An 11,958-nucleotide genomic window follows, 5' to 3' on the forward strand; every position below is an offset into this window, starting at 1 on the left:
TCGCAGTCTAGCCGAAGCGGCGCAGAAAGCCGATCAGCCGGCGAATGCCCGGTTTGGCCGTCAGCGGCGCGTAGAAGGAGACGGCCGCGCGCTTCGAGACTTCCGAGAGCGTCGGATAGGGGAACACCAGCCCGGCCATGTCCTTGACCGCCATCTTCTTCTGAACGGCCATGCACCAGGGCAGGATCAGGTCGCCCGCTCGTGCCCCGACGATGGTGACGCCGAGGATGCGACCTTTCTTATCCGTGACGAGCTTGACGAAGCCTTCCGTCTCGCGTTCGGCCTGCGCCCGGTCGTTCTCGGAATAGGGCCAGCGTAGCACCCTGATTTCGCCTGACGCCTTGCGCGCCTCTGTCTCGGACAGGCCGACGCTGGCGAGTTCGGGATCGCAATAGGTCACGCGCGGGATTGCCGGCGTCGCGACCTTTACCGGCAACCGGAACAGCGCGCTGCGCACCACGAGACCTGCGTGATAATTCGCGACATGGGTGAACTGCAGTCCGCCCGCCGCGCCGCCGGCACAATCGCCGATCGCAAAGACCCGGCGGTTGGCGGTACGCAGGCCCTTGTCAACGATCACGCCCCTGGCGTCGCTGGAAATCCCGGCGAGTTCGAGATCGAGCCCCTCGATATTCGGCCTGCGCCCGGTCGCGACCAGAAGGTGCGTGCCCTCGACCGTCCCTTCAGGGTTTGCGGCCGTCGCCGCCAGGACGAGGCGGATGCCGCCGCGAATGCCTTCGGCACGCAGCACCTCGGCCTGTTCGAGCAGGATGACACCCTCGCGCAGCAAAGCCCGCCGGACGATGCCCGCGGCCTCGGGATCGTCGCGCGACAGCAGGTCACGCGCCTCGATGATCGTCACCCTACTGCCGAGTCGCGCCATCGCCTGGGCGAGTTCGACGCCGATCGGCCCGCCGCCCAGCACCAGCAGACGCTCGGGCAGCGTCTTCGGCGTGAACACACTCTCATTGGTCAGGAAGGGAAGCTGATCCAGCCCCGGGATCGGCGGTGCCGCAGGTCTCGATCCGGTTGCGATCACGATGCGGCGCGGCCTGATCGCCTGATCGCCGACCATGAGGGTGCTGCGGCTGACGAAGCGCGCCTCGCCCTTGATCACGTTGACGCCCAGGGCGGTGAAGCGCTCGACGGAGTCATTGGGCGCGATCGCCGCGATGACGCGATGCACATGGGCGTGAACCTGGCCGAAATTCACGACTGGCTCGCCGGCGGAGATCCCGAACGGAATGCAATCCCGGATCGCCTGCGCCCGAGCGCCGGCCGCGATCAGCGCCTTGGAGGGAACGCAGCCGACATTCAGGCAGTCGCCGCCCATCCTGTCGCGTTCGACGAGCACGACCGGCACCCCGAACATCGCAGCGGCCGCTGCGACCGACAGCCCGGCTGAACCGGCGCCGATCACGCAGATATCCGGCGTCAGCGCCGCCTTCGCGGAAGCCGCCGTTCCAGCTTCGCTCACGCTGTGCCTCCCTGACCCGCTCCGCCACGCTTGCTGATGCGTCGCCAGATCGCCGGAATCAAGGCCATGCAGCCCAGAAGCGCGAAAGCGATCAGAAGCTGCGGCGTCAGGATCGCCCTGAGGTTGAGCCCATGCCCGCAATAACCGCGGCCCGCAGCCAGACAGGCACTGCGCGCGGCCTGCTGCGCGGCGATCACCGAATCGAAGCCCGCGCCCGCGACCGAAAATGCGAAGGTGCCCGGAATGATGCCGACCAGCGTCGTCCAGGCGAAGACAGGCAGCGCGACGCCGCCGGCCGCGGCGGCGAGGTTGACCAGCCAGAACGGAAAGGCCGGCACGAGCCGCAGGAAGAGAAGATAGGAGGCCGCATCGGTCTTGAAGCCTTCGAGAATACGACCGAGCTTTGGCCCGGCCTTGCGCTGGAGACTTTCTCCCAAGGCCGACCGTGCGACCACGAAGACGGCCAGGGCGCCGAGCGTGGCGGCGAAGACGGCGACGATGCCGCCGAGCACGCCGCCGAACAGGAAGCCGCCGAGCAGCGTCAGCAGGGCGGCGCCCGGAAAGGACAGCGCCACGGCGGCTGCGTAGACTCCGGCGAAGGAGAGCAGCGCCAGCGTCCGGTTGGCTTCGACATACTGCTTCAGTGCCTCCCTGTGCTGCACCACGGCATCGAGGCTGAGATGGCGATGGAGGCCTGCAGCATAAGCGCTTGCCATGGCGAGCGCGAGCAGGCCGAGCGGCAGGAAGCGCCTCCAGGCCGGCCGCTCCGGCCCGCCATCTGGTGTCGTTCCGTCGTCGGCAGTCATCGGCTCGTTCATCAGACGCGTCATTCCATGCCCGGGGCAAGTGACGCGAACCTAAGCGCAGGGACAGGCGCTGGCACCGCCTCGTCACCACCTCGTGAGCGGTTTCGCCGGATCAGGCGACGTTTCGGCTCTTTGCGCGCGTGATCCGCTTGGGATGGAACTGCGACATCGGTTCGGGGCGGCCGAACAGATAGCCTTGCGCCCGCTGCGCGCCGAGCAACTGGACCGCGACCCGCTGCTGCTCGGTCTCGATGCCTTCGACGACGACCGTCATCGAAAGCCGCCTCGCGAGCTGGCAGACCGCCTCGATGATCGCCTTCGAGGCTTCGTTGCAATGAACGTTCCGGGCGAAGCTCTGGTCGATCTTCACCTGGGCGAAGGGGTAGGTCGAGAGATAAGACAGGGACGAATAGCCCGTGCCGAAATCGTCGAGGGCAAATTTCACGCCCAGTGCGCGCAGGTCGTCGATGACGGCGAGCGTCAGCTTGTTGTCCTCGATCAGCAGCGATTCGGTGACCTCGAGCGTCAGCCGGTCCGATTCGAGCCGGGAGGCGATCAGCGACTGCTTCACCGTCTCGACGATGCGCTGCGGCTCGCGGAACTGCAGCGGCGAGATGTTGACCGACACGCCGACGCCATTCGGCCAGGCCGCGGCATCCTTGCAAGCCTGGCGGATCGCCCAGTCGCCCATCGAGGCGATCAGGCCCGATTGCTCGGCGATGGGAATGAAGATGCCGGGCGGCACCATGCCGCGTGTCGGGTGACGCCAGCGCATCAGCGCCTCGCGCGTCACGATCTCCTGCGTCTTCAGGTCGATGATCGGCTGATAATAGAGTTCGAGCTCGCTGTTCTCGGAGGCCTGGCGCAGATCGACCTCGATCTCGTGCCGGTCGAGCATTTCTTCGGCCATTTCCGGATTGAAGAACATCAGCGTGTTGCGGCCGGCCGCCTTGGCCTTGTAGAGCGCGGTGTCGGCATGGCGCAGCAGGTCCGCCGGGGTCGCCCCGTCATGGGGGGCCATGGCGATGCCGACGCTCGCCGTCACATACACGGTCTTGGTGTCGATCTGGAAGGACCGCCCCATCGCGTCGATCATGCGTTGCGCGATCGTCGTGACGGTGGCGTGATCGGTCGAGGGCAGGATCAGCAGGAATTCATCGCCGCCGAACCGTGCCAGGAGGTCGCCGGCACGCAGGACGCCCCGCAGCCGGTTCGCCGTATCGGTCAGGACGCGATCGCCGATATCATGGCCCAGGCTGTCATTGACCTGCTTGAACCCGTCGAGATCGACATAGAGAAGGGCGAATGCCTCGCCCGTCCGCTCCAGCCGCCCGAAGGATTCGCTGATATAGGCATTGAATTCGAACCGGTTCGCGAGCCCCGTCAGTTCGTCGAAGCGCGCCATCTGCTCGATGCGCGCCTCCGTCGCCTTCCGCTCGGTCGCATCCTCGGTCAGCATCAGCACGCCGCCCTCCGCGGCAGGTGCGATCGTGATCACCAGCACCCGTCCGCCTCGGGTCTGCAACTCGCGGCTGACGGCCTGCTGCGTTTCGAGCACCCCGGCCAATGCGATCCTGACCTCGCGGACCTGCTCGGCATCGATGATCTGCCGTTCGATCAGGAACCGGACGATAGCAGTCAACGGCGTCCCCGGCAGCGCCAGCGTCTCGGGGACGCCGTAAAGCGCATGATGGGGCGCATTGCTGACCGCCAGCTTGAGGTTGCGGTCGAACATCGCCAGCCCATGGATCATGGTGTTGAGAGCGGCATCCAGCGTCAGGTTCTGCGAGTGCAGCGCCGAGGCCAAGGCCTTGGACTGCTTCGTCGCATCGCTCAGCGCCAGCAGGTTGCGATGAAGCGAGTTGGTGATCGCGATGTTGGCCGCGACGTACAGGAACGCGAAATAGCCGATATACTGATAGTAGACGTTATGGGCCTCGATCAGTCCGAAGGCCATCGGGATGCAGAAGGCCATCAACTGCACGGCAACGAACTTCGGCCGGCCGGCATTGCGCGAGACGTAGCCCGAGGCCAGTGCGATGGTCGATGCGACCGATGTGATATGCGCAGCCGCGTCGTCGGTCAGCGCCAGCGCGAGGTAGCAGCTGTATCCGAGCACGATGCTGAATACGGTAGCGCCGAGGAAGTATTCGCGGTCCCAGCGCTTGGTGACGAGGAAGCTGTCATCCGCATGATCGCGCCTGCGATAGGCGATCACCGTCATGATCCGCAGCGCGACCACCAGCGAGACCAGGATGGTCAGCGTCATGAACAGGCTCATGCCTGTCGAGAGCCAGCACAGATAGGGCGTCAGGATGCCGGCGACGCCGCCGGGCACGATCGAGGCAGGCGACGAAAAGAGCGAGCTGACGAGCAGCCGGTATCCGGGAAGGTCGAAGCCTTCATCCGGATGGCCAGCCTGCGCCTTGAACACCCTTTTGAGAGCGCCTGCCATCCAGTCCTGTCCTCTGCCGGCACACGGGAAGATCGACGCTTCGCGCCGGAACCCGTGTGATTCAAATGTATTAAGGCCGGAGAGGTAAATGTTTCGTCATCAGGGAGGCTATTCGAAGGCGGGAGAACCCCGGAGTCAGTTCACCCGCATACCGTCTACCTTCGGTGCGGCGGAGCGCTGGTAAATCCGCGCCAGCATCCGGTCCTGCGTCTGGGCGATGCGCTGCAGCTTGGAGATCGCGCTCGGGTTCAGACGCAGCATGCAGTCCGTCCAGATCTGGCCGAGATAGTCGAGTTCGTCTCTCAGATCGCCGGCCCGGCGGTTGAAGGCCGAAAACAGCGCGGTTTTGGCGGCGTGCACGGGCAGCGATTCGCTGGCGTATCGACGGATCCAGTTTTCGCCTTCGCCGGCAGGGACGACCGCTTCCAGCCCGCCCGCATCCATGAACTGCTGCGCGCTCATCTCCTCGCCCGACAGCAGCATCTGCTCGGCCGCGCGGGCCCCCATGCGCCGCGACAGAACCGCGACAGCCGTGATCGGGAAATGGTTGAACTTGATTTCCGGATAGACGAACGAGGCCTGCTCCTCGGCGATCATGATGTTGCAGGAGCGTGGCGCGTCGATGCCACCGCCGATCGCCTTGGCGTGGATGGTCGACATCGTGATCACGAGCCCGTTCAGTCCGCTCGCGTTCCAGACGGCGCCTTCGGTGGAAAGCCGCGCATATTCGGCCAGGGCCGCGCGGTCGTTCTTGGCCAGGCAATCCAGATAGAAGTCGAGATCCCCGCCGAGCGTGAAGAACGGCCCGGTGCCGCGAAAGGCGAGGAACCGCACCGGCGCGCGCTGATACTGGTCCGGTGCACCCCACAGCGCGAAGATCGCAAGCTGGATCTTGCCGAGACTGTCCAACAACTGGAGCGTGAAGACGGGCTTCAGTTCCGGTTTGATCGTGACCCACAGGATCTTGATCTCCGGCTCATAGGCCAACTGCACCTCCGGCAGGAAGCCCGCCTCATGCCGGATCGCGTCGATCACCTCGCATGATTCGAGCGCGGTCGGAGACGTCTGCTCTGCAATCGAAGCGAGAGAATGGAACATGCCGCACACCAATGTCGCCGCGTCTCGGGAACGCGTCGTCAAATTAGGCAAAGTTAATGGTCTGTAAACGAAAACAGATGGAAATGGTTAATTCCATTAACTTAAATTCCCTAACGTCAATGCGATAGAGCGGGTCTGGAGCCGACCGGAAGAAGCAGGCAGGCGATCAAAGCAAAGGGCGTGCGAGACGAGGCCGTCTGGCGAAAAGAGACGAGACCGGTGGTCAGAGAGCCAAACGTAGGATAATTTCCTTTCAGGAGTGTGCTTTCACGGCGTTTGGTCTGGATGGCACTGACTGCTCTCTGGGGATTTCGAGAATCGCCACGGCCTGTGCCGTCGAGGAACAACGCTCCGGCGCAAAGCGGCACAATGCGGAGCCGCGGACCGCCCGCTTGTCCAAACCGCCGCGCGGCGCTAACGCTTCGTCGCGAATTCGCCGCGATCCCGGCGTTGAACCATGGTGCCGAGTTGATGCCGTGAGCCAGCCATCCGCCGACGACGAGAAGAGGGCGCGCCTTGCGGCCGCCCTGCGCGAGAACCTGAAACGCCGCAAGGTTCAGGCTCGTGCCCGTCGTGCGGATGAGGCGCTCGCACAGGAGCCGGCTCCGCAAGCCCAGGCCGATTCCTCCCGGTCCTGACCCGCCTTCAAAACGACCGCCGGCTGCAGCCGCGTCGGCCCGACAGGACATGACATGGACAGGATACGCATCACCGGCGGCCAGCAGCTCAACGGCAGCATCCCGATTTCGGGCGCGAAGAACGCCGCATTGCCGCTGATGATCGCGAGCCTGCTGACCGACGAGACCCTGACGCTGGCCAATGTGCCGCGCCTCTCGGATGTCAGCGCCCTCTCGCGCATCCTCTCCAACCAGGGCGTCGATCGGTCGATAGCCGGCAAGCGCGTCGGCCAGTCGGCCGAGACCGGCCAGACGATCGCGCTGACCGCGCGCCAGATCGTCGATACCTGCGCCCCCTATGAGCTGGTCTCGACCATGCGCGCCAGCTTCTGGGTCATCGCACCGATTCTGGCGCGGATGGGTGAAGCCAAGGTCTCCCTGCCCGGCGGCTGCGCCATCGGCACGCGTCCCGTGGATTTGCTCTTGATGGCGCTGGAAAAGCTCGGCGCCGAGATCGTCATCGAAAACGGCTACGCGATCGCCCGTGCGCCCAAGGGCCTGCGCGGCGCCGAGATCGTCTTCCCGAAGGTGACGGTCGGCGGTACGCACACCGCGCTCATGGCTGCCGTTCTCGCGCGCGGCACGACGGTGATCGAGAATGCGGCGCGTGAGCCCGAGGTCACCGATCTCGCCACCTGTCTGATCAAGATGGGCGCCAAGATCGAGGGCGCCGGCACATCCCGCATCGTCGTCACCGGCGTCGCCCGGCTCGGCGGCGCCCACCATGCCGTGCTGCCCGACCGGATCGAGACCGGCACCTACGCCATGGCCGTGGCCATGACTGGTGGCGATGTCGTACTCGAGGGCGCGCGCGCCGACCTGCTGCAATCGGCGCTCGACGTGCTGGGGCAGGCGGGAGTGGACATCACCACGACCAATGAAGGCATCCGCGTGCGCCGCAACGGCGCCGGCCTGAACGCGGTCGATGTTGACACCGATCCCTTCCCCGGCTTCCCGACCGATCTGCAGGCCCAGTTCATGGCCTTGATGACGCGGGCGAAGGGCACGTCGCGCATCCGCGAGACCATCTTCGAGAACCGTTTCATGCATGTTCAGGAACTGGCCCGTCTTGGGGCGAAGATTAGGCTCGACGGCGACGTCGCCCATGTCGAGGGTGTCGCCAAGCTGACCGGCGCGCCTGTCATGGCGACCGATCTACGTGCCTCGGTCTCGCTCGTTATCGGCGGGCTGGCAGCCGAGGGCGACACCACGATCAACCGCGTCTACCATCTCGATCGTGGTTTCGAGGCGCTGGAGGCCAAGTTGACGCGCTGCGGTGCGCAGGTCGAACGGATCAGCGGTTGACGTTCGCCGAAGGCCTCGCCAGAACACGTCCATGTCGGATGATGTCGCAGACCCGCTGAAGCTGATCGCGTTCGACGCCGAAGACTTGGCGGTCCTGTCCACGCATCTTCAGGATGCCGTCCTGAAGACCGGCGACCTCGTCTTCCTCCCGGCTGAGCGTCGCTTCGCCCTGGCGGCGCGGCGCTTCGACTGGGAAGGCGCTCAGACCGGCCACAAGCGCCGCCGCCTCACCGCGCTGCATTTCGAGCGCGTCACCGCGGCGCGCAGCACGAAGATCGACCCGGCCGCGTCCGACGCGGTGCTCAATCTGTTGGCGATCACCTTCGTCGAGGCCGAGAGCCCGGCGGGTGCCGTCACCCTGCATTTCTCGGATGGCGCCGCGATCCGGCTGGAGGTCGAATGCGTCGAGGCCCAGATGAAGGACCTCGGTCCGATCTGGGAAGCCGCCGCAGCTCCGGACCACCCGGACGCCGCCTGACCCCTTCGGGACAAAGCAAATCGGCGATCGGACGGCTTTAGGCCCTCGCGATCGTCAGGATGGACAGATTTCAGGAATGAACGATGCCCATCAGGCTCGATGACAGGGATGCCGGTTTCGCTCAGGCTTTCGCCGCGCTGCTGACGGCCAAGCGCGAGGTCTCGGAAGAGGTCGATGCGGTCGCCGCCGACATCATCGCGCAGGTCCGCGCAGATGGCGACAAGGCGGTCGTCGCGCTGACCAGCCGCTTCGACGAACTCGACCTCACGCCGCAGACCCTGCGCGTCGGCGAGGCCGAGATCGACGCTGCCATCACAGCCTGCTCGCCGGACAGGTTGGCGGCGCTGGAGACCGCGCGCGGGCGGATCGAGACCTATCACCGGCGCCAGAAGCCGGCCGATTCCTGGGAGCGCGACGCGCTCGGCGTCGAGAGCGGCTGGCGCTGGAGCGCGATCGAGGCCGTCGGCCTCTATGTGCCGGGCGGCACCGCGAGCTATCCCTCTTCCGTCTTGATGAACGCTGTGCCGGCGAAGGTCGCCGGCGTCGACCGCATCGTCATGGTCGCCCCGACCCCGCGCGGGCAGACCAACCCGCTTGTGCTGGCGGCCGCGCGCCTGGCCGGCGTCGACGAGGTCTATCGGATCGGTGGCGCGCAGGCGGTGGCGGCGCTGGCCTATGGCACCGCCTCGATCGCACCCGTCGCCAAGATCGTCGGGCCGGGCAACGCTTATGTCGCCGCCGCCAAGCGCCGCGTCTTCGGCCAGGTCGGCATCGACATGATCGCCGGCCCCTCGGAAGTGCTGGTCATCGCCGACAGGACCGCCAATCCCGACTGGATCGCGGCCGACCTTCTGGCGCAGGCCGAGCATGATGCCTCGGCCCAGCCGATTCTCATGACCGACGACGCCGCGCTCGCCGAAGAGGTCGAGAAGGCCGTGCAGGCACAGCTGAAGACCTTGCCGCGCCAGGCCATCGCGGCGCGAAGCTGGCAGGATTTCGGCGCGATCATCCTGGTCGCCGATCTCGAGGCGGCGGTTCCGCTGGTCGACCGATTGGCGCCGGAGCATCTCGAGATCATCACGGCCGATCCCGAGCGGCTTTCCGGACTGATCCGCAATGCCGGCGCGATCTTCCTCGGCGGTCATACGCCGGAAGCGATCGGCGACTATGTCGGCGGGCCAAACCATGTGCTGCCGACGGCCCGCTCGGCGCGCTTCTCGTCTGGCCTCGGCGTGCCGGACTTCATGAAGCGGACATCGCTGTTGAGATGCAGCCCCGACGGTTTGCGCGCATTGGCGCCTGCGGCCGTGGAACTTGCCGAAGCGGAGGGCTTGCAGGCGCATGGCCGTTCCGTGACGATCAGGCTGAATCTCTGAGCCAGTTCCGCAACGCCGCTCAGCGCCGACCGGAGACCGCATGTCCGAAAGCCCACCAGCCGACAGGCAGTGCCTGATCGGCGTCACCCTCGACGAAGCCTCGCTCGGCCGGGGCACGCCCGATCAGGAGCACGAGCGCGCGATTGCGATCTATGACCTGATCGAGCGCAATCACTTTGCACTTCCCGAGCATGAGGGCGGTCCCTATCTCGCCCATCTCGCGCTGGTGGAACGCCGGCTCGTCTTCGAGATCAAACAGGCCGACGGCACGCCCGTCATTGCCCATCATCTCTCGCTCACCCCCTTCAAGCGCATCATCAAGGACTACGAGATGGTCTGCGAGAGCTACTATGCCGCCATCCGCACCGCGACGCCCTCGCAGATCGAGGCGATCGACATGGGCAGGCGCGGCCTCCATGACGAGGCGGCCGGCATCCTGGTCGAGCGCCTCGCCACCAAGGTAGAGGTCGATCATGACACGGCCCGCCGCTTCTTCACCCTGATCTACGCCCTGCACTGGAAGGGCTGACGCGGGTGGAGCCCAAGGCGTTTCCAGGCGGCAAGACGCCTCCGGGCGGCATGGGCCCCGGCACGGACGACGAAATGTCGCCGAACGCCCCCAGGCCGCTGCGCAAGGTCCAGAGCGTGTTGTTCATGTGCGCGCAGAACGCCGTCCGGTCGCCGATGGCCGAGGCCATGGCCAAGCATTTCTTCGGCAAGGCGATCTATGTCCAGTCGGCGGGCGCCCGCAAGGGTGAGATCGACGGCTTTGCCTTGACGGTGCTCGACGAGATCGGCATCGACGCCCACAAGCATAAGCCGAAGTCGATCGAGGAGCTTGAGGAGTGGGAGGGTCTGAACTTCGACCTCATCGTCTCGCTCTCGCCGGAAGCCCATCACAAGGCGCTCGATCTGACCCGTACCGTCGCTGCCGACGTGGAGTATTGGCCGACTGTCGACCCCACTGCGGTGCAGGGATCGCGCGAGCACATGCTCGACGCATATCGCGAGGTCCGCGACGGGCTGATGAAGCGGATCAAGGAGCGGCTGAAGAGCTGAGGACGTTCTACCAAGCCCGCCCCGGCCCGACAGACCCGACGCCCAGCCATTGGCCGATCGTGGCAGCGATGTCGGAGAAACTCGCGCGCCGTCCGATCGAGCCTGCGGCGATATCGGGGCCGAAGGCCAGGATCGGCACATTCTCGCGGGTATGGTCGGTGCCCGGCCAGGTCGGGTCGTTGCCATGGTCGGCGGTGATGACCGCGAGATCGCCCGGCTTCAGCGCCGCCTCCAGCCGAGGCAGCATCGCATCGAACGCCTCCAGCGCCGCGGCATAGCCCGGCACGTCGCGGCGATGGCCGAACTCCGTGTCGAAATCGACGAGGTTGACGAAGCAGAAGCCGCCATCCGGCAGGCGCTCCAGCGCCTCGAGCGCCGCCTCGAACATCGCCGCATTGCCGAATCGCTTGACCTCCTCGCCCGTCGCACGATGGGCGAAGATGTCGCCGATCTTGCCGACGGTGACGACGCTGCGGCCCCGTGCCGCCAGACGGTCGAGGATCGTCTCGTCGGGCGGCGGAATGGCGAAATCCTTGCGGTTCCCGGTGCGCGAAAACCCGGTTTCCTCGCTGCCGACGAAGGGCCGTGCGATGACACGGCCGACCCGCAGCGGATCGACCAGCACGCGTACGGTGCGGCAGAGCGCGTAGAGCCGCTCCAGCCCGAAATGCTCCTCATGCGCGGCGATCTGCAGCACGGAATCGACGGATGTGTAGCAGATCGGCTTGCCCGTACGGATATGCTCCGACGCCAGCTCGTCGATGATCCCGACACCCGAGGCATGCTTGTTGCCGAGAATGCCGGGCAGGGCGCCCTCCCGGATGATCGCGGCAGTCAGATCCGGTGGGAAGGAGTTCTCCAGCGCGGTGAAGTACCCCCAGGCGAACGGCACGGGACAGCCGGCGATCTCCCAATGGCCCGACGGCGTATCCTTGCCCTGGCTGATCTCGACGCCGTAGCCGTATTGGCCAGTGGGAATGACGGGCTTGGCGACGCCGGCGAGCGGCGATCCCGTCGACGCTTCGCAAGCATGGGCAAGGCCGAGCCGGGCAAGGTTGGGCAGTGCCAGCGGGCCATGGCGAAGGCCTTCGCGGTCGCCGCGCCCATCGATGCAGGCCTGCGCGATATGGCCGAGCGTATCTGCGCCCTCATCGCCATAGGCGGCGGCATCCTCCGCCCCGCCGCAACCGACGGAATCGAGCACGATCAGGATGGCGCGCGCCACCG

General features: G+C 66.1%; 11 protein-coding genes. 6 read left to right on the forward strand and 5 right to left on the reverse strand.

All coding sequences use genetic code 11. The features are described from left to right. Nucleotides 1-7: 7 nt before the first annotated feature. The 4 genes from AXW83_RS25860 to AXW83_RS25875 all read right to left on the reverse strand — a co-directional run bounded on the left by AXW83_RS25860 (nucleotide 8) and on the right by AXW83_RS25875 (nucleotide 5,836). A complete protein-coding gene (locus AXW83_RS25860) occupies nucleotides 8-1,477 on the reverse strand; it encodes a dihydrolipoyl dehydrogenase family protein (RefSeq protein WP_236841775.1) in 1,470 nt (489 codons plus the stop codon). Further along, nucleotides 1,474-2,295: a TVP38/TMEM64 family protein gene (locus AXW83_RS25865; protein ID WP_236841776.1), complete on the reverse strand. Its 822-nt coding sequence runs from the start codon at nucleotides 2,293-2,295 to the stop codon at nucleotides 1,474-1,476. The genes AXW83_RS25860 and AXW83_RS25865 overlap by 4 nt, the downstream gene beginning before the upstream one ends. A gap of 100 nt (nucleotides 2,296-2,395) precedes the next feature. Further along, on the reverse strand, nucleotides 2,396-4,738 hold the full coding sequence (locus AXW83_RS25870) for a putative bifunctional diguanylate cyclase/phosphodiesterase (protein ID WP_066619294.1): 2,343 nt from the start codon (nucleotides 4,736-4,738) through the stop codon (nucleotides 2,396-2,398). Between the two features lie 135 nt (nucleotides 4,739-4,873). Next, nucleotides 4,874-5,836, reverse strand: a complete 963-nt coding sequence (locus AXW83_RS25875) for an enoyl-CoA hydratase-related protein (RefSeq protein WP_066619298.1) — start codon at nucleotides 5,834-5,836, stop codon at nucleotides 4,874-4,876. 476 nt (nucleotides 5,837-6,312) lie between these two features. Here AXW83_RS25875 and AXW83_RS27615 point away from each other — a divergent pair, with 476 nt between their 5' ends. From AXW83_RS27615 to AXW83_RS25900, 6 genes are all read left to right on the forward strand, one after another. Continuing rightward, nucleotides 6,313-6,474, forward strand: a complete 162-nt coding sequence (locus AXW83_RS27615; RefSeq protein ID WP_168166157.1) for a hypothetical protein — start codon at nucleotides 6,313-6,315, stop codon at nucleotides 6,472-6,474. 54 nt (nucleotides 6,475-6,528) lie between these two features. Continuing rightward, nucleotides 6,529-7,818 carry a UDP-N-acetylglucosamine 1-carboxyvinyltransferase gene (murA, locus tag AXW83_RS25880; protein WP_066619300.1) on the forward strand — a complete coding sequence of 430 codons (1,290 nt, stop codon included), beginning with the start codon at nucleotides 6,529-6,531 and terminating at the stop codon, nucleotides 7,816-7,818. Nucleotides 7,819-7,849: 31 nt separating this feature from the next. Beyond that, nucleotides 7,850-8,296: a DUF2948 family protein gene (locus tag AXW83_RS25885; RefSeq protein WP_066619302.1), complete on the forward strand. Its 447-nt coding sequence runs from the start codon at nucleotides 7,850-7,852 to the stop codon at nucleotides 8,294-8,296. 83 nt (nucleotides 8,297-8,379) lie between these two features. Beyond that, nucleotides 8,380-9,672: a histidinol dehydrogenase gene (hisD, locus tag AXW83_RS25890; protein WP_066619304.1), complete on the forward strand. Its 1,293-nt coding sequence runs from the start codon at nucleotides 8,380-8,382 to the stop codon at nucleotides 9,670-9,672. Nucleotides 9,673-9,712: 40 nt separating this feature from the next. Next, nucleotides 9,713-10,201 carry a UPF0262 family protein gene (locus AXW83_RS25895; RefSeq protein WP_066619306.1) on the forward strand — a complete coding sequence of 163 codons (489 nt, stop codon included), beginning with the start codon at nucleotides 9,713-9,715 and terminating at the stop codon, nucleotides 10,199-10,201. A 74-nt stretch (nucleotides 10,202-10,275) separates the two neighbouring features. After that, nucleotides 10,276-10,731, forward strand: a complete 456-nt coding sequence (locus AXW83_RS25900) for an arsenate-mycothiol transferase ArsC (RefSeq protein ID WP_066621303.1) — start codon at nucleotides 10,276-10,278, stop codon at nucleotides 10,729-10,731. Nucleotides 10,732-10,738: 7 nt separating this feature from the next. Here AXW83_RS25900 and AXW83_RS25905 read toward each other — a convergent pair whose 3' ends face one another. Continuing rightward, nucleotides 10,739-11,956 (reverse strand): phosphopentomutase, encoded by a 1,218-nt coding sequence (locus AXW83_RS25905; protein ID WP_066619309.1) that lies wholly within the window; start codon nucleotides 11,954-11,956, stop codon nucleotides 10,739-10,741. Nucleotides 11,957-11,958 lie beyond the last annotated feature (2 nt).

Source organism: Bosea sp. PAMC 26642 (assembly GCF_001562255.1).
Taxonomy (GTDB): domain Bacteria; phylum Pseudomonadota; class Alphaproteobacteria; order Rhizobiales; family Beijerinckiaceae; genus Allobosea.